The organism is Streptomyces sp. NPDC048290 (assembly GCF_040652095.1).
Lineage (GTDB): Bacteria > Actinomycetota > Actinomycetes > Streptomycetales > Streptomycetaceae > Streptomyces.
In genome coordinates, this window is sequence record NZ_JBEZLM010000008.1 from 26,498 (window position 1) to 49,730 (window position 23,233).

The 23,233-nt window shown below is 72.4% G+C and carries 21 protein-coding genes; 4 read left to right on the forward strand and 17 right to left on the reverse strand.

Features of this window, described 5'->3' with window-relative positions; all coding sequences use genetic code 11:
• Positions 1 to 21: 21 nt before the first annotated feature.
• On the forward strand, positions 22 to 5,421 hold the full coding sequence (gene pulA, locus AB0D49_RS15480; protein ID WP_362757026.1) for a pullulanase-type alpha-1,6-glucosidase: 5,400 nt from the start codon (positions 22 to 24) through the stop codon (positions 5,419 to 5,421).
• Positions 5,422 to 5,484: 63 nt separating this feature from the next.
• Here pulA and AB0D49_RS15485 read toward each other — a convergent pair whose 3' ends face one another.
• The 7 genes from AB0D49_RS15485 to AB0D49_RS15515 all read right to left on the reverse strand — a co-directional run bounded on the left by AB0D49_RS15485 (position 5,485) and on the right by AB0D49_RS15515 (position 11,273).
• Positions 5,485 to 5,706, reverse strand: coding sequence for a hypothetical protein (locus tag AB0D49_RS15485; protein WP_362757029.1), 222 nt, complete (start codon positions 5,704 to 5,706; stop codon positions 5,485 to 5,487).
• Positions 5,707 to 5,803: 97 nt separating this feature from the next.
• Positions 5,804 to 6,025: a hypothetical protein gene (locus AB0D49_RS15490; RefSeq protein WP_362757032.1), complete on the reverse strand. Its 222-nt coding sequence runs from the start codon at positions 6,023 to 6,025 to the stop codon at positions 5,804 to 5,806.
• A 124-nt stretch (positions 6,026 to 6,149) separates the two neighbouring features.
• Positions 6,150 to 6,335, reverse strand: coding sequence for a hypothetical protein (locus AB0D49_RS15495; RefSeq protein ID WP_362757035.1), 186 nt, complete (start codon positions 6,333 to 6,335; stop codon positions 6,150 to 6,152).
• A 99-nt stretch (positions 6,336 to 6,434) separates the two neighbouring features.
• Positions 6,435 to 7,124 carry a TetR/AcrR family transcriptional regulator gene (locus AB0D49_RS15500; protein ID WP_362757038.1) on the reverse strand — a complete coding sequence of 230 codons (690 nt, stop codon included), beginning with the start codon at positions 7,122 to 7,124 and terminating at the stop codon, positions 6,435 to 6,437.
• A gap of 85 nt (positions 7,125 to 7,209) precedes the next feature.
• Positions 7,210 to 8,256 carry a PDR/VanB family oxidoreductase gene (locus AB0D49_RS15505; RefSeq protein ID WP_362757041.1) on the reverse strand — a complete coding sequence of 349 codons (1,047 nt, stop codon included), beginning with the start codon at positions 8,254 to 8,256 and terminating at the stop codon, positions 7,210 to 7,212.
• A complete protein-coding gene (locus tag AB0D49_RS15510; protein ID WP_362757044.1) occupies positions 8,256 to 9,170 on the reverse strand; it encodes a metal-dependent hydrolase in 915 nt (304 codons plus the stop codon). The genes AB0D49_RS15505 and AB0D49_RS15510 overlap by 1 nt, the downstream gene beginning before the upstream one ends.
• A 171-nt stretch (positions 9,171 to 9,341) precedes the next feature.
• Positions 9,342 to 11,273: a hypothetical protein gene (locus tag AB0D49_RS15515; protein WP_362757047.1), complete on the reverse strand. Its 1,932-nt coding sequence runs from the start codon at positions 11,271 to 11,273 to the stop codon at positions 9,342 to 9,344.
• A 115-nt stretch (positions 11,274 to 11,388) separates the two neighbouring features.
• Here AB0D49_RS15515 and AB0D49_RS15520 point away from each other — a divergent pair, with 115 nt between their 5' ends.
• Complete coding sequence (locus AB0D49_RS15520) at positions 11,389 to 11,790, forward strand: hypothetical protein (protein ID WP_362757050.1); 402 nt, start codon at positions 11,389 to 11,391, stop codon at positions 11,788 to 11,790.
• Positions 11,791 to 11,882: 92 nt separating this feature from the next.
• Here the strand turns inward: AB0D49_RS15520 and AB0D49_RS15525 are convergent, their stop codons facing one another.
• The 7 genes from AB0D49_RS15525 to AB0D49_RS15555 all read right to left on the reverse strand — a co-directional run bounded on the left by AB0D49_RS15525 (position 11,883) and on the right by AB0D49_RS15555 (position 19,466).
• Positions 11,883 to 13,430 carry a DUF1996 domain-containing protein gene (locus tag AB0D49_RS15525; RefSeq protein ID WP_362757053.1) on the reverse strand — a complete coding sequence of 516 codons (1,548 nt, stop codon included), beginning with the start codon at positions 13,428 to 13,430 and terminating at the stop codon, positions 11,883 to 11,885.
• A 171-nt stretch (positions 13,431 to 13,601) separates the two neighbouring features.
• Positions 13,602 to 14,255: a response regulator transcription factor gene (locus AB0D49_RS15530; protein WP_362757055.1), complete on the reverse strand. Its 654-nt coding sequence runs from the start codon at positions 14,253 to 14,255 to the stop codon at positions 13,602 to 13,604.
• Positions 14,240 to 15,511 (reverse strand): sensor domain-containing protein, encoded by a 1,272-nt coding sequence (locus tag AB0D49_RS15535; RefSeq protein WP_362757058.1) that lies wholly within the window; start codon positions 15,509 to 15,511, stop codon positions 14,240 to 14,242. Before AB0D49_RS15535 ends, AB0D49_RS15530 begins: the two co-directional genes overlap by 16 nt.
• 196 nt (positions 15,512 to 15,707) lie before the next feature.
• Entirely contained in the window at positions 15,708 to 16,718 is a 1,011-nt protein-coding gene (locus AB0D49_RS15540; RefSeq protein ID WP_362757061.1) for an NAD-dependent epimerase/dehydratase family protein, read from the reverse strand.
• A gap of 68 nt (positions 16,719 to 16,786) precedes the next feature.
• Entirely contained in the window at positions 16,787 to 17,389 is a 603-nt protein-coding gene (locus tag AB0D49_RS15545) for a winged helix-turn-helix domain-containing protein (protein WP_362757064.1), read from the reverse strand.
• Positions 17,390 to 17,837: 448 nt separating this feature from the next.
• Positions 17,838 to 18,869, reverse strand: a complete 1,032-nt coding sequence (gene glnII / locus AB0D49_RS15550) for a glutamine synthetase (RefSeq protein WP_362757067.1) — start codon at positions 18,867 to 18,869, stop codon at positions 17,838 to 17,840.
• Positions 18,870 to 18,998: 129 nt separating this feature from the next.
• Entirely contained in the window at positions 18,999 to 19,466 is a 468-nt protein-coding gene (locus AB0D49_RS15555) for a MarR family transcriptional regulator (protein ID WP_362757070.1), read from the reverse strand.
• 168 nt (positions 19,467 to 19,634) lie between these two features.
• Between AB0D49_RS15555 and AB0D49_RS15560 the strand changes: the two genes are divergently transcribed.
• Complete coding sequence (locus AB0D49_RS15560; RefSeq protein ID WP_362757073.1) at positions 19,635 to 20,522, forward strand: alpha/beta hydrolase; 888 nt, start codon at positions 19,635 to 19,637, stop codon at positions 20,520 to 20,522.
• Positions 20,523 to 20,525: 3 nt separating this feature from the next.
• Here AB0D49_RS15560 and AB0D49_RS15565 read toward each other — a convergent pair whose 3' ends face one another.
• Positions 20,526 to 21,242, reverse strand: coding sequence for a hypothetical protein (locus tag AB0D49_RS15565; protein WP_362757076.1), 717 nt, complete (start codon positions 21,240 to 21,242; stop codon positions 20,526 to 20,528).
• A gap of 166 nt (positions 21,243 to 21,408) precedes the next feature.
• Positions 21,409 to 21,771: an arsenate reductase family protein gene (locus AB0D49_RS15570; protein WP_362757079.1), complete on the reverse strand. Its 363-nt coding sequence runs from the start codon at positions 21,769 to 21,771 to the stop codon at positions 21,409 to 21,411.
• Positions 21,772 to 22,039: 268 nt separating this feature from the next.
• On the opposite strand from AB0D49_RS15570, the gene AB0D49_RS15575 reads away from it, so the two are divergent.
• Positions 22,040 to 22,354 (forward strand): hypothetical protein, encoded by a 315-nt coding sequence (locus AB0D49_RS15575; protein ID WP_362757082.1) that lies wholly within the window; start codon positions 22,040 to 22,042, stop codon positions 22,352 to 22,354.
• Here the strand turns inward: AB0D49_RS15575 and AB0D49_RS15580 are convergent.
• Positions 22,335 to 23,165 (reverse strand): alpha/beta fold hydrolase, encoded by an 831-nt coding sequence (locus tag AB0D49_RS15580; protein ID WP_362757085.1) that lies wholly within the window; start codon positions 23,163 to 23,165, stop codon positions 22,335 to 22,337. The two genes, AB0D49_RS15575 and AB0D49_RS15580, sit on opposite strands and share 20 nt — an antisense overlap.
• Between the last annotated feature and the right edge of the window lie 68 nt (positions 23,166 to 23,233).

A 23,233-nucleotide genomic window follows, 5' to 3' on the forward strand; every position in this document is an offset into this window, starting at 1 on the left:
AAGCGCAAGGAGTTCACGCCCGTGATACCGAGAGGCCAGGCGCCCCACCGGCGCCGCCGTAGCCACCAGGCCGGACGGATCGCGGCGCTCGCCGCCACCGCGCTCGCCGCCACCCTCGTCCAGCCGCTCGCGGCCCGCGCCGACGGCCCGCCCGCGCCGCCGTCGGACAAGAAGCTCGCCGCCGAGCCCACCCGCCACGACCTCACCCGCGAGCAGTTCTACTTCGTGCTCCCGGACCGGTTCGCCAACGGCGACCGGGGCAACGACCGGGGCGGACTCACCGGTTCGCGGCTGGCCACCGGCTACGACCCCACGGACAAGGGCTTCTACCAGGGCGGCGACCTCAAGGGCCTCACCCGGAAGCTGGACTACATCAAGGGCCTCGGCACCACCGCCCTCTGGCTGGCGCCGATCTTCAAGAACCAGCCCGTGCAGGGCGTCGGCGCCGACGCCTCCGCCGGCTACCACGGCTACTGGATCACCGACTTCACCCAGGTCGACCCGCACTTCGGGACCAACGAGGACCTGGAGACCCTCATCGACAAGGCCCACGACAAGGGCATGAAGGTCTTCTTCGACGTCATCACCAACCACACCGCCGACGTCGTCGACTACCAGGAGAAGAGCTACAGCTACCTCTCCAAGGGCGCCTTCCCGTACCTCACCAAGGACGGCGAGCCCTTCGACGACGCCGACTACGCCGACGGCCGCAAGAAGTTCCCGGCGGTCGACACCGACTCCTTCCCGAGGACCCCGGTCGTCCCCGCCGCCAAGCGGGACGTCAAGGTCCCCGGCTGGCTCAACGACCCGACCATGTACCACAACCGGGGCGACTCCACCTGGTCCGGCGAGAACGCCACCTACGGTGACTTCGTCGGCCTTGACGACCTGTGGACCGAGCGTCCCGAGGTCGTCGCGGGCATGGAGAAGATCTACCAGCGGTGGGTCAGGGACTTCGACATCGACGGCTTCCGGATCGACACCGTGAAGCACGTCAACATGGAGTTCTGGAGCCAGTGGGCCACCTCCCTGGACGCCTACGCGGCCAAGCGGGGCCGGGACGACTTCTTCATGTTCGGCGAGGTGTACTCCGCCGACACCTCCGTCACCGCGCCCTATGTCACCGAGGGCAAGCTGGACTCGACCCTCGACTTCCCCTTCCAGGACGCGGCCCGCGCCTACGCCTCCCAGACCGGCAGCGCCCAGAAGCTGGCCTCGGTCTTCGGCGACGACCACAAGTACACGACCGGCACCGCCAACGCGTACGAGTCCGTCACCTTCCTCGGCAACCACGACATGGGCCGCATCGGGACCTTCCTCCGGCAGGACGACCCCACCGCCACCGACGCCGAACTCCTGAAGAAGGCGCGGCTCGCCAACGAGCTGATGTTCCTCAACCGCGGCAACCCGGTCATCTACTACGGCGACGAACAGGGCTTCACCGGCAACGGCGGCGACAAGGACGCCCGCCAGACGCTGTTCGCCTCCCAGGTCCAGGACTACCTGGACGACGACATCCTCGGCACCGACCGCACCCACGCCACCGACGCCTACGACACCAAGGCCCCGCTGTACCGGCAGATCAGCGAACTCGCCGCGCTCCGCAAGGCCCACCCGGCGCTCGCCGACGGCATCCAGACCGAGCGCTTCGCCGCCGACGGACCGGGCGTCTACGCCGTCTCCCGCACGGACGCCAAGAGCGGTACCGAGTATGTCGTCGGCTTCAACAACGCCGACCGGCCGCAGACGGTGACCTTCCCGGTCGGCTCCCGCGCCACCGCCTACCGAGGGCTCTACGGCACCACCGACACCGCGACCTCCACCACCGACGGCAAGCTCACCGTCACCGTCCCGGCCGGTGCGTCCGTCGTGCTCCGGGCCACCGCCCGGCCCGCCGCCCCCGCCACCGCGCCCACCCTCACCCTGAAGGCCCCGGCGCCCGGCGCCACCGGCACCGTCGAGGTCACCGCCGATGTCTCCGGCGGCGGCCTCAACCGGGTCGTGTTCGCCGCCCAGACCGGGAACGGCCGCTGGCAGACCCTCGGCACCGCCGACCACGCCCCCTACAAGGTCACCCACCCCCTCGCCAAGGACGTACGCCCCGGCACCGCCCTGCGCTACAAGGCCGTCGCCGTCGACGCGGCCGGGCGCACCGCGAGCGCCACCGCCGCCTCCGTCACCGGCACCCCGCCCGTGGCCGAGCCCCCCACCGCCACCTCCCGCGACTACGCGATCGTCCACTACAACCGCCCCGACGGGAACTACCAGGACTGGGGCGTGTACGCCTGGGGCGACCTCGCCGACGGCGAAGCCACCACCTGGCCCGACAGCCATCCCTTCACCGGCCGTGACGCGTACGGCACCTTCGCCTACATCAAGCTCAAGCCCGGTGCGAGCAACGTCGGTTTCCTGGTCATCGACAAGGACGGCAACAAGGACGTCTCCGCCGACCGCTCCATCGACGTGACCCGGCACGGGGAGATCTGGATCGAGCAGGGCAAGCCCGAGGTCGTCACCGAACGGCCCGCCTACCCGGCCCCCGACAAGACCAAGGCCGTCCTCCACTACAACCGGGCCGACGGCACCTACGACGGCTGGGGCCTGCACGTCTGGAACGGCGCCGCCCAGCCCACCGACTGGTCCAAGCCCCTGATGCCGGTCCGCACCGACCCGTACGGGGCGGTGTACGAGGTGCCGCTCGCCGAGGGCGCCACCAGCCTCAGCTACATCCTCCACAAGGGCGACGAGAAGGACCTGCCCACCGACCAGTCGCTCGACCTGAAGACCGACGGACACGAGGTGTGGCTGCTGAACGGACAGGAGAAGAAGCTGCTTCCGCAGCCCGCCGGGTCCGCCGCCGCGCTCGACCTGACCACGTCCAAGGCGATCTGGATCGACCGGGACACGGTCGTCTGGAACGCCTCGCAGACGGCCGCCGCCACCCGCCTCCTCACCTCCCGCACCGGCTCCATCAAGGCCGACAAGGGCGTCCTGACCGGCACCGACATCCGCGTCCTCAGGCTGTCCAAGGGCGCCCTGACCGACGCCCAGAAGGCGAAGTTCCCGCACCTCAAGGACGCCACCGCCTGGACCGTCGACCCCCGCGACCGCGACCGGGTCCGCGAGGCCCCGCGCGGCCAGGTCGTCGCCGCCCAGAGCGCGGCCAACGGAGCGGTGCTCGCCGCGACCGGCGTCCAGACCGCCGGAGTGCTGGACGACCTGTACGACGCCACCAGGGCCGACCTCGGCCCGGTCTTCCGCGACGGCCGCCCCACCCTCGCCGTCTGGGCCCCCACCGCCCAGTCCGTCGCCCTCGAACTGGACGGCCGACAGCACCCGATGCGCCGCGACGACCGCACCGGCGTATGGTCCGTCACCGGCTCCCCGTCCTGGAAGAACAAGCCCTATCGGTATGTCGTCCAGGTGTGGGCGCCCACCGTCCGCGAGATCGTCACCAACAAGGTCACCGACCCCTACTCGGTCGCCCTGACCGCCGACTCCGAGCGCAGCCTCGTCGTGGACCTCGCTGACCGCTCCCTGAAGCCGCGCGGCTGGAGCACCCTGCGCAAACCACCGGCGGTCCCCCTCCGGGACGCCCAGATCCAGGAACTCCACATCCGTGACTTCTCGGTCGCGGACCGCACCGCCGACGACCCCGGCACCTACCGCGCCTTCACCGACAAGAGCAGCGACGGCTCGAAGCATCTGCGGAAGCTCGCCGAGGCCGGGACGTCGTACGTCCACCTCCTGCCCGCCTTCGACATCGCCACCATCCCCGAGCGCCGCGCCGACCAGGCCACCGTGGGCTGCGACCTCGCCGCCCTGCCCGCCGACTCCGAGCGCCAGCAGCAGTGCGTCGCCGAGATCGCCGCGAAGGACGCCTACAACTGGGGGTACGACCCGTACCACTACACCGTCCCCGAGGGCTCCTACGCCACCGACCCGGACGGCACCGCCCGCACGGTCGAGTTCCGCGAGATGGTGAAGGCGCTCAACGAGGACGGCCTCGGGGTCGTCATGGACGTGGTCTACAACCACACCGCCGCCTCCGGCCAGGCCAAGACCTCCGTCCTGGACCGGATCGTCCCCGGCTACTACCAGCGGCTGCTGGCCGACGGCTCGGTGGCGAACAGCACCTGCTGCGCCAACACCGCGCCCGAGAACGCCATGATGGGCAAGCTGGTCGTGGACTCGGTGGTCACCTGGGCCAGGGAGTACAAGGTCGACGGCTTCCGCTTCGACCTCATGGGCCACCACCCCAAGGCCAACATGCTCGCCGTCCGCAAGGCCCTCGACGCCCTGACCCTCGCGAAGGACGGCGTCGACGGCAAGAAGATCATCCTGTACGGCGAGGGCTGGAACTTCGGCGAGATCGCCGACGACGTCCGCTTCGAGCAGGCGACCCAGAAGAACATGGCGGGCACCGGCATCGCCACCTTCTCCGACCGCGCCCGCGACGCCGTACGCGGCGGCGGCCCCTTCGACGACGACCCCGGCGTCCAGGGCTTCGCCTCCGGCCTCTACACCGAGCCCAACGGCTCGGCGGCCAACGGCACCCCGGCCGAACAGAAGGCCCGCCTGCTGCACTACCAGGACCTCATCAAGGTCGGCCTGTCCGGCAACCTCGCCGGCTACCGCTTCACCGACACCGCGGGCAAGGACGTCAAGGGCTCCGAGGTCGACTACAACGGCGCACCCGCCGGATACGCGGCGGCCCCCGGCGACGCCCTCGCCTACGCCGACGCCCATGACAACGAGACCCTGTTCGACGCGCTCGCCTTCAAACTGCCCTCCGGTACGAGCGCCGCCGACCGGGCCCGGATGCAGGTCCTCGCCATGGCGACGGCCGCCCTCTCCCAGGGCCCGGCCCTCTCCCAGGCGGGCACCGACCTGCTCCGCTCCAAGTCCCTGGACCGCAACTCCTACGACAGCGGCGACTGGTTCAACGCCCTCCACTGGAACTGCGCCGACGGCAACGGCTTCGGCCGGGGTCTGCCGCCCGCCGCCGACAACCGCTCCAAGTGGCCCTACGCCACCCCGCTGCTGTCCACGGTCCGGGTCGGCTGCGCCGAGATCACCGGCGCCTCCGCCGCGTACCGGGACCTGCTGAGGATCCGGACCACGGAACGGGACTTCTCGCTGGCCACGGCCGCCGCCGTGCAGGACCGGCTGTCCTTCCCGCTCTCCGGCACGGACGAGACCCCCGGTGTGATCACCATGCGCCTCGGTGACCTGGTGGTCGTCTTCAACGCCACCCCCGCCGAGCAGACCCAGCGGATCGCGTCCCTCGCGGGCCGTGACCAGCGGCTCCACCCGGTCCAGGCGGGCGGCGCCGACCCGGTGGTCAAGCGCGCCTCCTACGACCGCGCCACCGGCACCTTCACCGTGCCCGGCCGCTCGGTGGCGGTCTTCACCCGCTGACCGGCCCCAGGACCAGGCCCGCCGCCCCCACGGCCCAGGGGGCGGCGGGCCTGTCACGGCTTGTCAGCCGTTGTAGAAGTTGCCCTGGAACTCATAGGGCTGTCCGTCGCCGGACGACTCCCAGACATCACCGGTGTCGTGGTTGACGGCCCGGTAGCTGCCGTCGCCGTACTTGCCGAACGCCGTGTTCCCGTCCCACCACCGCTCGACCGGGTCGGACCCGCCCGCCATCTGGTCCAGCGCCTGGTCCGACAGTTCGTAGGGGGCGACCGTGGTGCTCGTCATCGAGACTTTCTCCCGTCCTTCGGCCCCCGATCGGGGGCGTCTGTCTGAGCCAACGTGGCCGGAATGCGACCGGGTTCGACCGGCCCGGTCCGGCGTCCTACCGGCGGGTCAGCACATTGCCCCGGGACTCCCAGGGCTGTCCGTCGCCGGCCGACTCCCACGCCTCCCCGGTGTCGTAGTCCACGGCCTGGTGGACGCCGTTGTCGTGCTTGATGTGGACGGTGTTCCCCTCCCACCACTGCTCCGCTCCGCCCGCCATCTGGTCCAGCGCCTGGTCCGTCAGCTCGTACCCGGCGTGCGTGTCCTTGGTCGTCGTCATCGAGACGTCTCCTGTCTCTCGGCCCCCGGACGGGGGCGTCTGTCTGAGCCAACGTGGCCGGAACGGGACCGGGTTCGATGGACCCGGTCCCGGCGACCTTTCAGCCGGTCGCGAGGGCGTCCGGCTACTGCCAGGTCTGTCCGCCGTCGCTGGACTGGTAGATCCCGCCGGCCGGTACGCCGTAGTCCCGTGGGATCTCGCCATAGGTCCGCGGGACCTCGACGTAGATGAGACCGTCGGGGTCCAGGTACTCCTCTTCCGATCCGCCCGCCACCTGGTCCAGCGCCCGGTCCGTCAGCTCGATCGCCATTGAAGGCTCCTTCTGTCCACGGCCCCCGATCGGGGGCGTCTGACTGAGCCAACGGGGCGCCGGAGCCGCCAGGTTCGATACGGCTGCGACCAGCGGGTCCTAGGAGGCCAGTGCGAGCAGCCGGGTCACCAGGTCGGTGAACGGGCTGTCGGCCGGCTCGCCCGTCAGGGACCGGCGCAGCACCGCGGCCGTCTCCTCGTCGTAGGCCGCGCTCACCGCCGCCAGCGCGGCGAAGTCATGGACGAGCTGGACCTCCAGCTCCGCGCGCGGAATACGGCGGCCGTCCAGCCAGAGCAGGGCGGTGGATTCGGCCAGCGAGATCCAGGAGCGGACCACCAGTTCCAGCCGCGCGGGCGCCTCGCCGACCTCGAGATGCGCCATGATCTGCTCGTAGGCCGCCTGCCGTACGGAGTCGATGAGCGCGTTGGTGGTCGAGGAGCCGACCGCGGGGCCGCCGCGCATCAGGGCGGAGAAACCGGGTCCGTGGTCGTCCACGAAGTCGAAGTAGCGGCGCATCACCCGCAGCAGCCGGGCCCCCAGCGGACCCTCGTGCGGCTCCACGAACCGGCCCGCGAGGTCGTCCGACGCCCGCTGCAACGCGGCCTCGTACAGACTGAGTTTGCCGGGGAAGTAGTGGTAGACCAGCGGCCGGGAGATACCGGCCGCGGTCGCTATCTCGTCGATCGAGACCTCGTCGGGCGAGCGCCGGCTGAACAGTTCGAGCGCGACACCGATCAACTGCTGCCGCCGCTCCTCGACACCCATACGACGGCGCACCCCGGTAGACATACGAACACCTTACCGATCGGTTCCGGCCGTGAACGGCCCGGTCCGACCAAGACCGGTGACTCCGGGGCCCGCCCCCCGCGCCGGCTCAGAGATCCAGCACCAGCCGCTCCCCGCGCGCCCGGGACACACAGATCAGCATGGAGTCGCCGCGCTCGGCGTCGCCGAGCAGTTCGTCACGGTGGTCCACCTCGCCCTCCAGCACCCGCTGCCGGCAGGTCCCGCAGAATCCCTGCTCGCAGGAGTACAGGGTGTCCGGCAGCGCGGCCCGGATCGCGGTCAGCGCCGACGTCCCGTCCGGCACCTGCACCGTCCGCCCGCTGCGCCGCAACTCCACCTCGAAGGCGGCGCCCTCCCCGGCCGACGCGCGCGGCGCGAACCGCTCCACCCGCACCCCGGGCAGCCGCTCCGCGACCGCCGCCATCAGCTCCTCGGGCCCGCAGCAGTACACCTCGGTGCCCGGCGCGACCCCGGCCGCCAGCGCGTCCAGGTCCGCCCGCCCCGCCTCGTCCCCGGCGGCCACCGTCACCCGGTCCGCGCCCAGCGCCAGCGCCTCCGCCAGGAACGGCATCGACGCCCGCGACCGCCCGCAGTACAGCAGCCGCCACTCGGTGCCCGCGGGCAGCGCCCGTACCATCGGCAGCAGCGGCGTGATCCCGATGCCGCCCGCGACGAACAGATAGGCGGGCGCCCCGGACACCAGCGGGAACCGGTTGCGCGGCCCGCGCACCTCCAGCTCCGCCCCCACCACCAACTCCTCGTGCACCTCCCGCGAACCGCCCCGCCCGTCCGCCACCAGCCGCGCCGCGACCGTGTACGACGTAGGGTCCCCGGGGTCCCCGCACAGCGAGTACTGCCGCACCAGACCGGACGGCAGCACCAGGTCCACATGCGCCCCCGGCGCCCAGTCCGGCAGCCCCCGCCCTTCGAGCCGCAGCCGTACGACCCCTTCCGCCACCGTCTCGCGCGCGGTCAGCCGCACCCGCAGCGCCCGGCTGCGGGGCCGCCCCGAGGTCGGCTCGGCCAGCGCGGGCAGCGGCCACAGCGGCGAGACACGGATACGCCGCCGCAGCGCCCGCCGGACCAGCACCGCGGCGCCCGCGACCACCACCACCACCGTCCGCAGCCCCGGCATCACTTGGCCTCTTCCTGCGCCGCCGCGGCGGCCAGCGCGGCGGGGGAGGACTCCAGATACGCCACGGCCTGCGCGGTCGACCCCTCCTGGGAGGGGTGGTAGGCGCGGTTCAGATAGCGGGGGATGGAACGGACCATGGCGCCCGTCGACGGCAGCAGCCCGCGCCGCCCGCGCGTGTGGAAGTCCCGGAAGCTCGCCTTCCCGTCGATCAGCGTCGGGTCGTTCTCCATGAAGAACCGCGTCCCCCGCTGCCACAGGAACACCAGCGCCGAGAACGCCAGCGCCCAGGTCCGCACCCGGCGCCGGTAACCCCCGTCGACATGCAGGAACAGCTCGAACGCCACCGACCGGTGCTCGACCTCCTCGGCGCCGTGCCAGCGCAGCAGATCCAGCATCACCGGGTCCGCGCCCCGCCGGTCCAGCTCCTCGGCGTTGAGCACCCAGTCCCCGAGGAACGCCGTGTAGTGCTCGATCGCCGCGATCAGCGCCACCCGCTCCATCAGCCACCAGCGCCGCGACCGCCCCGGCGGCAGCGTCCGGTCCCCGAGCAGCTTCTCGAAGAACCAGTCGACCTGCGCGGTGTACGGCGTCGGATCGAGCCCGAGTTCCCGCAGATGCGGCAGCACCTCGTCGTGCGCCCGGGAGTGCATCGCCTCCTGCCCGATGAACCCGATGACATCCGCGCGCAGCCGCTCGTCCCGGATGTAGGGCAGCACCTGCCGGTAGACATGCACGAACCAGCGCTCACCGGCCGGCAGCAGCAGATGCAGCACATTGATGGTGTGCGAGGCGAAGGGGTCACCGGGCACCCAGTGCAGCGGGGTGCCCTCCCAGGAGAACGACACGTTCCGCGCCGTGAGGGCGATCCGCTCGGACTCGATCGGCTCGGGCCGCCGGACCTTCTTGTTAGACATGGCGTCAATGTACTGATGGGTAAGGGGTGGGGGAAGCCCTCGCGCACGGACGAAATCAGCGTGTCTGACGGCCTGGTGGCCCGGAGGCCCGTTGTCCTGGTGGTCAGGTGGTCAGGTGGTCAGGTGGCCCGGCGGCCCGGCGGCCAGGTGACCCGGTGGCCGAAACCGTCGCTACCGCAGCGCCTCGACCGTCCGTCCGTCCGTCAGCGTCCCCTTCAGCCCCGCCCGCACACCGTTCTTGGTCCGCACGGCCAGCAGATTGCCCTCCGCCGACGCCTTCACCCCGCCGGTCGTCTCGATCGCCGCCGTGTCCCGGCCGCCCGCCGCCAGCAGGTACCAGGACCCCGCCGCGGACTTCCACAGCACCCCGGCCAGCACCTGCGGCTCCCGCGCCCCGCACTCCGGGACGTCCTCGCCCTTCGCCGCGACCGCCCCGTACGTCCCGCCCGGCGTGTGGAACTGCGCCAGCACCCGCTCACCGCCGCCCCGCCAGGTCTCCGCCCGGGTGCACACCCAGGACGCCGTACCGCCGTCCTCGGGCAGCGTCTGCTCCGCGAAGCTCCACGCGTTCACCGAGCGCACCCCCTGCCCCTGCACCGCCGCCAGCGAACAGGCGTACGGCGCCCAGGTGCGCAGCGCCTCCGCGCCCGAGGCGTCGTGCGCCGCGCCGGGCCGCCCGGTGGTGAGCCGGGCCGGGACCAGCTCACCGAGGTCGGAGGCGAGCCGGGTGGAGTCGTCGGTGGTGAGCTGGAGCACGTTCCACGAGGTGCAGTCGCCGGACCGGGTCGCCGGGCTGGCCATCGGCGAGGTGACCCCGTCCGCCACCGTCAGGTCCATCGCGCCGGAGCCGGGCTTCACCAGATCACGCTCGGCGGCCTCCCTCACCCAGGGCGCGGTCAGATAGCGGACGTTGCCGTCGGCCCGGTTCAGCACCACGGCCGTCGCCTCGGCCGCCGTCGCCCCGTCCAGCCGCGCCAGATCCAGCGCGGCGCCCGCCTGTCCGTCCTTGGGCTCGGCATAGCGGGTCAGCCGCAGACCGTCGTGCAGGAGCACCACCCGCGCGTTGTCGACCAGCCCCGCGAACAGCAGTTGCGGGGGTCCGGCCGGGCCGCCGGTCGGGGTGCCCGGGGTGGCCGACACCTGGACCGACTGACCGGGCCGGGCCCACACCGCGAGGGCGCGGCGCAGCAGCTCGGTGTCACCGGTGAGTTCCCCGCGGGCCGGCCACACCGTGAAGTCGGTACGGGCCGAGGACTTCCACACCGCGGGGGAGATCTTCACCAGCCGGGACGGGTCCAGCGCCGCCTGGGCGGACGCGTTCTGCGCGTAGGGAGGCGCGGCGGCGCCGTCCGGCCCCCAGCCGTCACCGGGCATCCCCAGCAGCGCCCCGCACACCACGGCCGCCACCGTCGCCGCCACGGCCGCCTTGCCATGCTGGCGGCGGCGCATCAGATCGGTCGGCCGGGCCTGGAGCGAGCAGGGGTCGAACTCCGGGGAGTCCAGCAGCGCGTACCGCGCGGCCACGGTGTCCGCCTCGGCGAGCGCCGCGTCCACCTCCGCCTCCGCGATCCCCGCCCGGCTCAGCGCCTCCCGTACGTCCGGGTCCGTGAGCCGCTCCAGGCCGCGCAGCGCGTACACGGCCCGCGCCGGGGCGGACAGCGCCGACAGCTGCTGGTCCAGGGCGAGTTCATCGGCCCCGCCGGAGCGCGGGAACAGCCGCAGCCCCCACACCTGCGGCAGCACCGGCGGCAGCTGCGACCGCTTCGGCCACGCCTTGCGGCGCAGCGGCAGCCCCGCCTCCAGCGCCGTGCGCAGCACCCGCAGCCGGACATACGCGTAGCCCGGGTCGCCGTCGCGGTCACCGGTGGACTGGGCGGGGATCACCGGGGCGGCGGTCCGGCCGCGCGGCAGGGTCCGCTGCACCAGCGCGTGCGCGCTGAGCACCCGGCGGCCCCGGCTCGGCGCGGGCGGCAGCACCAGATAGGCCAGCCGCACCAGCCGCGGATAGTGCTCGACGAGGGCGGCCTCCGCCTGCTCGACATCGACGACGGGACCACCGGAGGCGGCGGACGCGGGGCGGGGGGCGACATCCTGTGACTGCACGTCCGGCAGAACGAGCGGGACGGCGGTTGGTCACCGCGCCCCGATTGAGCGCCGGGCGCCCGGCGTCCGTATCGGAGTACGGCACAGGTGTCTGCGCGGCCCACCGGAGGAACAGATGACGTTGACCCGATCGATGCCCGCCCTGGGCGCCGCCGTCGCGGCGGTGGCCCTGCTCGCCGGGTGCGGCGGCGGTACGGGGGAGGCGGCCGTGCCCGAGACGGCGACCGGGAGCCTGGAGCACCTGGCGGCCGAGGTGCGCTGCGAGCCCGACCTCCAGACCGACGCCGACGAGATCCGCCAGGCGCTGTGCGAGAACCCCGACGGAAAGTTCGTCCTGGCCACCTTCGCCACCGACCGGGGCCAGCGCGAATGGATCAACGGGGCCAAGGACTACGGCGGTCATTATCTGGTCGGCCGCAAATGGGTGGCGGTCGGCGAGACGGAGACGATGACGGCACTGCGCGGCACCTTGGGCGGGGACCTGGAGGAGGGAATGGATCACTCGGCGGGCCATTGATCGCGGCCGGTGCGGAACACCATCGGGAAAGCGGAACCGGCGGCGGGAATCATGGAATTCCCGCCGCCGGTCCTGTTTCCAGCCCGGTACCGCTACTGGCAGCGCCTGCCCTGGTTGATGCAGTTGACCATCTTCTTCATCGTCTTGTTGGAGAAGAAGTTGATGAAATCATTGTGGTCGGTGATCGGTTTGTGCAGCTGCTCGGGGAACGAGTCCACCGCGAACGGATTCTGCACCACCCCGTTCTCGACGACCGGCGTCGGCACCTCGTAGACCAGTCGCACCTGGAGCTGCGGGATCGCCTGGAAGCCGTTCGCGCAGCGGCCGTCCGCCCCGACGAACGCCACATGCGTGCGGTGGTTGGCGCTGTCGATGTTCTGTCCGTCCCAGCAGGACTGGAAGTTGGACAGCCGCACCACGTCGCTGCCCTCGGGGCACAGCGGGTACTTGTCGGTCAGCTGCCGGTCCTCGAAGCCGGTGCAGGTCCACGCCGTGTTGGCGTTGGCCAGCCCGTTGACGAACGCCTTGGCGTCACCGGTGATGATCCGCAGCGCCTTCGGCATCGCGACCACGGGCCCGGTGCGGTTCCCGACGAACTTCAGCTGGGCCTGCTTGGGCTCCAGGATCTGACCGACGTTGCCCTCGGTGCCGCCCCCGGCGTCGTTCTGGTCGAAGTCCTGCGTCCCGTCCTGGAGCCGCAGCACCGGCCAGAAGTAGGAGGAGCGGTCGCTCTGGTTCTGGCAGGTCGTCTCGGCGTTCGCCAGGTCGTCGTCGCTGGCGAAGGCGTCGTTGTTCTGGTTGCCGACATAGTCGTGCAGATGGTGGGCGCCGTTGGTGACACCCGGGGCCACGATCACATTGTCCGTGTTGTGGTTGTCGTTGGAGTTGGTGCCGCACTTGGTGGTGAAGCTGCCCTTGGAGCCGCTCCGGCCGTTCGAGGCGAGCCCGTTGGGCAGGTTGCGGGAGCCCGGCTGGACGGTGGTGATGTCCTGGAAGTCGGCGGCAACCGGGCCGTTGCCGCCCTGACCGCCGTTGCCCTGCTCCTGACCGCCGTCCTGACCGCCGTCCCCGTTGTCGCCACCGTCCCCGTTGTCGCCCCCGTTGTCGCCGTCGCCCCCGTTGTCGCCGTTGCCGCCCCCGTCGCCCTGACCGTCGTTGGTCTGGGGCTGTTCGGCGGGGGTGCCGGTGCAGCCCGCCAGGTTGTCCAGGTCGTCGGAGGCGCTGCCGCCGGCCCGGTTGATCTCCAGTTTGATCCGGTCGATCAGCACCTTGCGGCGGTCCTTCAGCGGCTGGAGGATCGTGTTCTGGACATAACCGGCGTCCTGGGCCTGCGCGTCACGGGTGCTCGCCAGCCGCTGGTACGCCTCGGTGATCTGCTGGTCCATCGAGGCCAGCTCGCCGTCGACCTCCCCCCGCGCCTGGTCCGGCACCTCGGACAACTGCTGGCCCACGTCCGGACAGTCGATGGTCGCCACCTGCGCGGCGGCCGACCTCGTCCGGTTCTGCCAGCCGTTGTCCTCGTGCGCCGAGGCATAGAAGTTCGCCCAGATCAGCCCGCCCCCACCGAGCGCTAGGGCCGCCGATGCGGCTATGGCCTTGGTGGCCAGCGGCGTGCGGCGTTTTCGTGTGTTGCGTCCCATGGAACTCCTCTGACTTCCTTGCGGGGCAGCATCGAGGCGCCCGACAGGAGTGAAGCGGCGCCCATCCATACGGATGGCGCCTCAGAGGTGTTCACCCGTCCCGGAAATCGGTGCGAGACACAGAACACACCGGTACGGTCCGGTGAGGATTTCGGGGCTGATCAGCATGGATCAGCGGCCCTGGTCCAAATACGCGAGAACGGCGAGGACGCGCCGGTTGTCGTCGTCCGACACCTCAAGACCCAATTTGGCGAAGATATTGGAGGTGTGTTTCGCGATCGCCCGTTCCGTCACCACCAGCCGCTCCGCGATCGCCGCGTTGGACCGGCCCTGCGCCATCAGCTCCAGCACCTCCCGCTCCCGTGGGGTGAGCCGGGACAGCGGCTGGTCGTCCACCGCCCGCCGGCTCAGCAACTGCTGGATGACCTGCGGATCCATCGCCGTACCGCCCTTCGCCACCTGGCGTACCGCGTCCACGAACTGGGCCGCGTCGAACACCCGGTCCTTGAGCAGATAGCCCACCCCGCCCCGGCCGTCGGCCAGCAGCTCCCGGGCGTAGAGCTGCTCGACATGCTGGGAGAGGACCAGCACCGGCAGCCCCGGCCGTGCCTCCCGGGCGGCCAGCGCGCACTGGAGCCCCTCGTCGGTGTGGGTGGGCGGCAGCCGGACGTCCACCACCGCCACATCGGGCGCCAGCTCGGCCAGCGCCCGGGTCAGCTCGGGGCCGCTCTCCACGGCCGCCGCGATCTCGAAGCCATGGGCCTCAAGCAGCCGGACCAGTCCGTCGCGCAGCAGGAACAGGTCTTCGGCTAGGACGACACGCACGGAATCTCCATGGTCACCATGGTGGGACCGCCCGCGGGTGAGCTGACGGCCAGTACGCCGTCGAATGTACCGAGCCGCCGCTCCACCCCGGCCAGCCCGGAGCCTGCGCCGATCACCGCGCCGCCCCCGCCGTTGTCGGTGACCGTGATCCGCAGATGGCCCGCCTGGTGGTGGACGTCCACCCAGATCCGGTCGCCCCCGCCGTGCTTGACCGCGTTGGTGAGCACCTCGCTGACCGCGAAGTACGCCGCCGACTCCACCGGCGCGTCCACCCGCCCCGGCAGCTCCACCGTCACCTCCGTCACCACCGGCAGCCGCAGCGCCAGCGCCCGGACCGCGTCCCCGAGCCCGCGTTCGGCCAGCACCGGCGGATGGATGCCGCGGACCAGGTCGCGCAGTTCGGCCAGGGCGTCCGCGGAGGACCGGCGGGCGTGCGCGAGCACCTCCCTGGCCTTCGCCGGGTCGGTCTCGATCAGCGCCTCGACCGTGCCGAGGTCCATGCCCATCGCCACCAGCCGGGCCTGCGCCCCGTCGTGCAGATCCCGTTCGATCCGGCGCAGCTCCGCCGCCGAGGTGTCCACCGCGTCCCGCCGGGTCTCGGTGAGCACCCGCACCCGCTCGGCCAGCTCCCCCGCGCCGGGCGCCAGCAGCGCCCGTGCGAGCCGGAAGTGGCCGCGCACCAGCAGCGGGCTTGCGTACCGGGCGACCACCAGCAGCACCGCGCCGAGTCCGGCCGCCGCGAGCGCCGACAGCTGTCCGCTCACCGGCACGAACCCGAACCAGTACGGCTCCGGCACGACCCGCCACAGCCCCGCGGCCAGCGCGAACCCCTCCAGCGCGTAGAAGACCAGGGCGAACGCCAGCAGACCGAGGACGAACCCGGCCGTCAGGTCCACCGGCAGCCACCGCAGATCCCGCCAGGTCGCCCGGTCCCCGAGCATCCCGAAGGTACGGGCCCAGGGATTGGCCCCGGCGGGCAGCGGCCGGTACGCCGGGGGGATCCGCACCCCGCCCCACCGCACCGCCAGCAGCCGCCGTACGTCCGCGAACGCCCGCACCCCGCTCAGCACCCACGGCGTGGTGACGATCCCCACCCCGACCGGGATCAGCGCGAGGGACACCACCGACAGCACCAGACAGAGGATCGCCCCGGGCAGCGCGATCAGCGCGAGCGCCAGCCCCCGCACCGCCGCCGTCAGCGTCTCCCGCACCGCCGTCGCCGTCCGCCCGCCGCCCCCGCCGTCCTCTGTGTCCATGCCGCACAGTCTGGCCGAGCGGGGGTCAGGGGACACGGGGGCGGAGCACCGGCCTGGGGGTGGTGCTGCCTACACCCCCGGGGATGCACGCCCGGGATGCACGGCCGGGATACACGCCCGGGATGCACACCGCCCGGGAAACACCCCCGCCGGAATGCACCGCCCGGACTACCCCCCCCGGGAGGAGAACCCGGGGTCAGACCCCCGTACCCCCCGCGAGCACCTTCGCCTCCGCCTCCGGGTCCAGGCCCACCGCGGGGCGGTCCGGGCGCTGCGGGGCCGTCCCGCCGATCGACCGCAGCCACGCCCAGGTGTCCGCCACCGTCTCCTCGACGGGACGGCACGCCAGCCCCGCCGCCACCGCCCGGGACACATCGCCGCCGTGCAGCGCCCCGTGCAGCTCGGAGTCCGGCGGCACCCACACCGGTAGCTGGGTCCAGGGCTCGATCCCGGCGTCCAGCACCACCCGCGGCTCGGTCCAGCGCAGTTCGGCGTCCGACCCGGTGATCGCCACGCACGCCTCCAGCAGTTCGCCCATGGTGGCGTGCCCCGACGGCGACATCAGGTTGTACGGTCCGCCGAGCCCGGCCGCCACCGCGTCCAGCGTCCACCCGGCGAGATCCCGGACGTCGATCAGCTGGATCGGCAGCTCCCGGGGACCCGGCGCCAGCACCGGCCCGCCGCGCGCGATCCGGCCCAGCCACCACGGCAGCCGCCCGATGTTCTCGTACGGCCCGAGGATCAGCCCCGACCGCACCAGCAGCGCGTCCGCCGCCCCGAACCCCGCGACCGCGGCCAGCTCACCGCCCCGCTTGTCCCGGGCGTAGTCGGTCTGCCCGGCGTCCGCCGAGGCGCCCACCACCAGCGGGGCGTCCTCGGTGTACCCCGGCGGGGGCGCCCAGTCGTACACCGAGCAGCTCGACACATACGCGTACCGTCCGGCGCGGCCCCGCAGCAGCCGGGCCGTGTCCCGGACGGCCCGGGGCGCCGCCGCCCAGGTGTCCACGACGGCGTCCCAGGTGCCGGGGGCGTCGGTGAGGGCGGCCAGTCCGTCCGGGGCGGTGCGGTCGCCGTGCAGCGACCGCACCCCGGCGGGGGGCGCGTGCCGACCGCGGTGGAAGACCGTCACCTCCCAGCCCCGGCCGAGCGCCGCCTCCACCACGGCCCGTCCCGCGAACTCCGTCCCGCCCAGCACCAGAAGTCTCATGGCGCCGACTCTGCCGCCCCGGACGGCGGAAGGGAACGGGACTTAGCCAGCGGCAGAGCCCGCGAGCGTCAGCGGGTGACCGGCGGGGTGTACTTGTAGCCGACCCGCCGGACCGTCTGGATCGCCTTGCGGTGCTCGGCGCCCAGCTTGCGGCGCAGCCGGGCGACATGGACGTCGACCGTCCGGCCGTCGCCGACATGGCCGTACCCCCACACCGTGGTGACCAGCTGGTCGCGGGTGTGCACCCGGTGCGGATGGGTCACCAGATGGGCCAGCAGCTCGAACTCCAGGTAGGTGAGGTCGAGTTCGGCCCCGGCGACCAGCGCGGTGCGCCGGACCGGGTCGATCCGGATCAGCGGCTCGGGACCGGTCGCCACGGGCGCCGGATCGGGCGCCGGGGCGGGGGTGTCCGGCACGGCGACCGGCAGGAACGGCGGCTGCTGGTCCGCCGGGACGAGCAGCAGGTAGCCGACCATCGGCGGCTGGCCCGGCAGCGCGGGCAGGGCGTGCGCCGGGGCGGGCAGCCAGGTGGCGCCGGGCGGCAGCAGATCCGCCGGGTCGAGCACCTCGTCCCGGTCGACGGCGCGCAGCCGGTGCCGGGCGGTGCCGGAGTGGGCGGGGGAGGCCAGGGGGCGAGGCAGCGGGCGGGGCAGTGGAGCGGGGTTCGCCATGAGAGGTCAGCTCTTTCGCGCGAGGGGTCCGTCAGGGACGTACATCGGGTCGCGCAGGCCGGGGGCCGGGAAGTACGGCGTCAGCGGGCCGGCGCGGTGGACGCGCGGCAACACACCCGGTCGAAATCGTCGTGCTGACGGGACGGCCAGAACGGCTCCAGGTCGTCACGACCTGGTGCGCTGGGGTTCTGGATGCCGACCATGGCCCCATTGAAGCAGATGCCCCCGCTCACGAGGACCCTCCTCTCACGGCTCGGACAGGGACGCGTCCGAAAAGCAGACGGTCGGCGAGGGGAGTTTGCCGCCCCTTGGACCGGGGTTTGGCGAAACGTTTCGTACTCCCGTTCCTTCCGTGCGGCCGGGAGCTGTCCGGAAAACGGCGAGGGGCGCCCACCGTCGTGGTGGACGCCCCTCGCGGGCGGACCGTGCCGCCTCTCACCGCTCCGCCTCAGACCTGTCCGGCCTTCTCCAGCGCCGTGCAGCAGGTGTCGACCAGCAGCCGGGTCACCACGTACGGGTCGACGTTGGCGTTGGGACGGCGGTCCTCGATATAGCCCTTGCCGTCCTTCTCCACCTGCCACGGGATGCGCACGGAGGCACCGCGGTCGGAGACGCCGTAGGAGAACTCGTCCCACGGGGCGGTCTCGTGCAGGCCGGTGAGCCGGTCGTCGATGCCGGCGCCGTAGTTCTTGACGTGGTCCAGCGGCTTGGAGCCCTCGCCGAGCGCCTCGCAGGCGGTGATGATCGCCTCGTAGCCCTCGCGCATGGCCTTGGTCGAGAAGTTGGTGTGGGCGCCCGCGCCGTTCCAGTCGCCCTTGACCGGCTTGGGGTCGAGGGTGGCGGAGACCTTGAAGTCCTCGGCGGTGCGGTAGAGCAGCCAGCGGGCCACCCACAGCTGGTCGGAGACCTCCAGCGGGGCGAGCGGGCCGACCTGGAACTCCCACTGGCCCGGCATGACCTCGGCGTTGATGCCGGACAGCCCGAGACCGGCCTTCAGACAGTTCTCCAGGTGGGCCTCCACCACATCGCGGCCGAAGATCTCATCGGCGCCGACACCGCAGTAGTAGCCGCCCTGCGGGGCCGGGAAGCCGCCCTCGGGGAAGCCCAGCGGACGGGCCCCGTCGAAGAAGGTGTACTCCTGCTCGATGCCGAAGATCGGCTCCTGCGCGGCGAAGGTGGCGGACACCTCGGCCAGCGCGGCCCGGGTGTTGGAGGAGTGCGGGGTCATGTCCGTGTTCAGGACCTCGCACAGCACCAGGATGTCGTCGCCGCCGCGGATCGGGTCGGGGCAGGTGAAGACCGGCTGGAGCACGCGGTCCGAGGCGTGACCCTTGGCCTGGTTGGTGGACGACCCGTCGAAGCCCCAGATCGGCAGCGCGTCCAGACCGGCGGGCGCACCCGCGACGATCTTCGTCTTGGAACGCAGCTTGGCCGTCGGCTCGGTGCCGTCGATCCAGATGTACTCAGCCTTGAAGGTCACGGGTCTCTTCCTTCGGACGGGTCGGGCGCACTGCGGGTGCGGCGCGCGGCGCGCTGGGGCGCCGCGGGTGCTGTCCGGAAGACTGTCAAGGGGCGATTTCCCAGCCATTGCCCGAATGTGAACCCCGTGTTACCCGGGTGGTTGCCCGCTGTCCGGTTCCGCCGCGGCCTCCTGTACGCCGGTCAGGAAGCCGCGGATCGCCGCCAGCTCCCGTTCGTCGTACCCCTCCAGCAGTGCCAGGGTCCGTGCGATCAGCGGTCCGAAGAACGCCCGGCCCAGCTCCACGGCCCGCTCGTCGATCCGCACGACCACCTGGCGCCGGTCGTGCGTGCCGCGCTCGCGGCGGACGTGGCCGGCCCGCTCCAGCCGGTCCACCAGGGCGGTGGTCCCGGCGGAGTTCAGCCCGAGCGCGGCGCCCAGCTTCCCCGCGGTCAGCTCCTCGTCCGCACGCACCGCGTCCATCAGCGCGATCAGCGCCCGGACGTCGGTCGGATGCATACCGTTCCGGCCGGCGAACCGGGCGCTGTGCAGGCCCAGCTCCACGGTCACCGCGCGCAGCAGATGGACGATCTCCATCCCGGCCGGTTCGGATCCCATCGAGTCCCCCTATCATCTCGTTCTATCTCGCTGACCGAGATTATCGCTGACCGAGATTATCGCTGACCGAGGTTATCGCTGACCGAGATTATCGCTGAGCGAGAATATCGATGACTGAGAATATCGCTGACTGAGACGACTCGGACGACGGCATCGTAGGGGGCTGTGATGGGAAGCGGCGACGGCAGGGCGGGGAGCGGATACGACCGGGATCGCTTCCAGCGCGCCTACGACACGGTCCTGGCCAAGTGGCCCGCCGACCGTGAGTCCACGGCGGTCGGTACGGACTTCGGGACGGTGTACGTCCACTCCTGCGGCCCCCGCGACGCCCCGCCGCTGCTTCTGCTGCCGGGCGGCGGCGCGACCTCGCCGTCCTGGTACGCGCAGGTCGCCGACCTGGCCCGGAGCCGCCGGGTGCACGCCGTCGACCTGATCGGCGACCCCGGCCGCAGCGAGCCGTCCGCCGACCGTCCGGTCCGTACCGTCGCCGACCTGACGGCCTGGGTGGACGCGACCCTCGACGGCCTCGGTGTCACCGGTCCCGTAGCGCTCGGCGGTCATTCCTACGGTGGCTGGATCGCGCTGCACCACGCGCTGCGCGCACCCGCCCGCGCCGAACGGCTGTTCCTGCTGGACCCGACGCAGTGCTTCGCCGGATTCCGGCCCGCGTATCTGCTGCACGCGCTGCCGATGCTGCTGCGGCCCGCCCCGCACCGCGTCCGGGCCTTCCTGGAGTGGGAGACCGGGGGAGCGGCGCTCGACCCCGACTGGCTCACCCTCCAGGAGGCCGCCGCCGGCTTCCCCTCCGTGAAGCCGGTGACGGGACCCCGCCCGGAGCCCGCCGCGCTGCGCGCCCTGGACGTGCCGGTCCTGCTGCTCCTGGCCGAGAACAGCAGGGCCCATGACACGCGACGCGTGGCGGCCAGGGCGGGGGAGGTGCTGCCGCGGGTGGAGACCGAGGTGGTCAGGGGGGTCTCGCACCATGCGCTGCCGCACGCGGCCCCGCCCGGACTCGGCCGCCGCCTCAGCGATTTCCTCAGCGGTGTCCCCGGGTGAGCCTTACCCCACCTTCTCGATCAGGGCGCGGCGGATCAGGAACTTGCCGGGCTCCCGGACCTGTTCGAAGGCGGCGTTGTTCAGCAGGGCGCAACTGCCGGAGACCGAGGTGACCTCGACGGTCGTGGACTTGTTGTTGTCCAGGTTGGTCACCTTCAGCAGGGTGCCCGCGGGGAACTGGTTGCTGGAGGCGGCCGGGGCGCCGCCCTCCCCGGAGAGGGTCACCGTGGAGCCGTTGCACACCTGCTGGCCGGAGGCGGCGGGCGGGGCCTCGGCCGCCGGAGGCGCGGCACCGTCGGAAGGTGCCGTGTCGACCGGGGGAGCGGCGCTGCCGGGCGGCGCGGGGTCCACGGGGGCGGCGGGGTCCGCGGGCGGGGCGGCCTCGGAGCCCTCGGAGCCCTGGGAGCCCTGGGCGCCCTGATCTGATTCCCCGACCACGCACCCGGCCGCCGCCTGCTGCCGCTTGATCTCCTCGATGACCGCCAGCCGGTTGGCGATCCTGGCCTCGGACTGCGCGTCCGGATTGGCCCGCTGTTCCGCGATGAACCGCTCGTTGTTGCCGAGCGCGGTCGCCTTCCCCTGACAGACCGCCGAGTCGGCGGCGCTCTGGGCGGCGTTGGAGGTGGCCGCCATGGCGAAGGCCCCGCCTCCGGCCACCGCCGCCGCGCTCACCAGCAGCGCGATCTTCTTCTTGGTGCTGAGCGTTCGCCTGCGCGACATTCGCGCCTCCTGGGAGGTCGGGGAGCGTACGCCGCTATGTACGCGACCCCGGACGCCGTTGCTCAGCGGCCCCCCGACTCTCTCGAAGTAACGTACGTCACAGCGGAGTCGGGCTCATCGGGGCCCTGAGGGAGCCCTGGGCGGCCCTTGGGGCCCTGGAGGGGGCTCAGTGCCGGGACAGCGCGTCCCGCACCGCCTCCTCGCTGCGGGCGACCACGGCCGTGCCGTCGTCGGCGGTGATGATCGGCCGCTGGATCAGCTTCGGGTGCGCGGCCAGCGCCGCGATCCAGCGCTCGCGCCCCGCCGCGTCCCGGGCCCACTCCCGCACGCCCAGCTCCTTCGCCACCGTCTCCTGGGTGCGGGTGATGTCCCAGGGCTCAAGTCCGAGACGGTCGAGCACGTCCCTGATCTCGTCCACGCCCGGCACGTCCTCCAGATACCGGCGGACCGTGTACGCGGCCCCCTCGGCATCGAGCAACTGCACGGCGCTGCGGCACTTGGAACAGGCGGGATTGATCCAGATCTCCATGGGACAACGGTACGTGGGCTACGCGAGCTACGCGGGCTACGCGGGCGACACGGACACGGCTGGTGTTCGATTTTCCGGACTCCCGAGTGTGACCCCTGCGACCCCTGGGACGCCCCCTCAACTACCCACTCCATCAGCCCCTTTACCCCACTGAACGGGCTCGCTGAATGTCAGTGGCGGGCGGTAGACTTGACGTAATGTTCGAGGGGATCGCCGGGTGTCCGAAGAGGCGGCCGGAGGGTCCCCGCACCGCGACAGGAGGATGCCCGTGCCCGCTGCCGCACTGAAGCCGAAGCCGTTGCCGACCCAGTCCACCGTGACCCGTCCCGTGCTGCTGGAGCTGCCGTGCGAGCCGGTGCTCAAGCGCCCGCTGCCGGCCGGGCGGCCCCGCCAGTGGTACATCACGCACAACCGCCGGCTGAAGGCGATGCGCCTGGCCATCGCCCTGCTCGACACCGGTGTCTACCTGCCCGACCAGGCCCGCAACGAGACGATCAGGAGCACGGCGGAACTGATCGGCGTCCACCCGCCGTCCGACACGACCTGCCACATGGTCCGGGCGTTCATGCGCTACAACCGCTGACCGCCCGCCCCACCACCGGGCACCCCACCCCTCCGGGGTGCCCGGCGTCAGCCGCCGTCGCCCGCCCCGTCCAGCAGCCCGGCCACCAGGTTGCGGCGGGCGGCGGCGTGGTCGCGCAGCCAGGCGGCGAGGGAGTGGTCGCGTCCGGGAGTTCGAGGCGGGTGAAGCGGGCGCGGGTGGTCAGGGCGTCCTGCACCGCGTCCGTCACGGCCGCCGGGATGACCGCGTCCGTACCGGGTACGGCGAGGACCGCGCGGCCGGTGTAGGCGCGCAGCGCGTCCAGCGCGGGGGAGTCGCGCCAGCTGCCGGGGGTGCGGATCAGCCGGGTGAACGGACCGTCGCTCTGCCCGAACGGCAACTCCCAGGCCCCGGCGGCGTAGATGCCGGGCGCGCACAGGGCGAGGGCCGCGATCCGGTCGCCGTAGTGCGCGGCGAGGTCGGCCACCGTCTGCCCGCTCATGCTGAACCCGACCAGGACCAGCGGCGCCGCCCGCTCCACCTGGGCGTCGATCACGGCCACCGCCTGCTCGAACCTCCGCCGCAGACTCAGCTCCCGCAGCCGACCCGAACTGTCCCCGTGCCCCGAGAAGTCGAACGCCAGCGCGTCACAGCCCCGCCCGGCGAACTCCCCGAGCAGAGGCCGCAACCGCTCCTTGCTCCCGTTGCCCGCGCCGTGCAGGAGGACGGCGGTGGGCGGCGCGGCGGCGCTGCCGGGGACCGCCGCCGACTGCCGGGTGACGGCGAGCCGCTCCCCGGCGCGTCCGGGAGTGCCGGGGAGGGCGTGGAAGAAGTCACGGGCGAGTCCGGTCATGGGGCCATTGACTCATGAGGCGGCGGGCGTCGCTCGGTCCCCCGTGGGCTTCCTCACCGCCCCCGATC

Bases quoted from the DNA above. Each gene is read 5' to 3' on its own strand.
- AB0D49_RS15485 (WP_362757029.1), bottom strand. From the start codon at position 5,706: ATGACGAGCACCACGGTCGCCCCCTACGAACTGTCGGACCAGGCGCTG.
- AB0D49_RS15490 (WP_362757032.1), bottom strand. From the start codon at position 6,025: ATGACGACGACCAAGGACACGCACGCCGGGTACGAGCTGACGGACCAG.
- AB0D49_RS15495 (WP_362757035.1), bottom strand. From the start codon at position 6,335: ATGGCGATCGAGCTGACGGACCGGGCGCTGGACCAGGTGGCGGGCGGA.
- AB0D49_RS15500 (WP_362757038.1), bottom strand. From the start codon at position 7,124: ATGTCTACCGGGGTGCGCCGTCGTATGGGTGTCGAGGAGCGGCGGCAG.
- AB0D49_RS15505 (WP_362757041.1), bottom strand. From the start codon at position 8,256: ATGCCGGGGCTGCGGACGGTGGTGGTGGTGGTCGCGGGCGCCGCGGTG.
- AB0D49_RS15510 (WP_362757044.1), bottom strand. From the start codon at position 9,170: ATGTCTAACAAGAAGGTCCGGCGGCCCGAGCCGATCGAGTCCGAGCGG.
- AB0D49_RS15520 (WP_362757050.1), top strand. From the start codon at position 11,389: ATGACGTTGACCCGATCGATGCCCGCCCTGGGCGCCGCCGTCGCGGCG.
- AB0D49_RS15525 (WP_362757053.1), bottom strand. From the start codon at position 13,430: ATGGGACGCAACACACGAAAACGCCGCACGCCGCTGGCCACCAAGGCC.
- AB0D49_RS15535 (WP_362757058.1), bottom strand. From the start codon at position 15,511: ATGGACACAGAGGACGGCGGGGGCGGCGGGCGGACGGCGACGGCGGTG.
- AB0D49_RS15540 (WP_362757061.1), bottom strand. From the start codon at position 16,718: ATGAGACTTCTGGTGCTGGGCGGGACGGAGTTCGCGGGACGGGCCGTG.
- AB0D49_RS15545 (WP_362757064.1), bottom strand. From the start codon at position 17,389: ATGGCGAACCCCGCTCCACTGCCCCGCCCGCTGCCTCGCCCCCTGGCC.
- AB0D49_RS15555 (WP_362757070.1), bottom strand. From the start codon at position 19,466: ATGGGATCCGAACCGGCCGGGATGGAGATCGTCCATCTGCTGCGCGCG.
- AB0D49_RS15560 (WP_362757073.1), top strand. From the start codon at position 19,635: ATGGGAAGCGGCGACGGCAGGGCGGGGAGCGGATACGACCGGGATCGC.
- AB0D49_RS15565 (WP_362757076.1), bottom strand. From the start codon at position 21,242: ATGTCGCGCAGGCGAACGCTCAGCACCAAGAAGAAGATCGCGCTGCTG.
- AB0D49_RS15570 (WP_362757079.1), bottom strand. From the start codon at position 21,771: ATGGAGATCTGGATCAATCCCGCCTGTTCCAAGTGCCGCAGCGCCGTG.
- AB0D49_RS15580 (WP_362757085.1), bottom strand. From the start codon at position 23,165: ATGACCGGACTCGCCCGTGACTTCTTCCACGCCCTCCCCGGCACTCCC.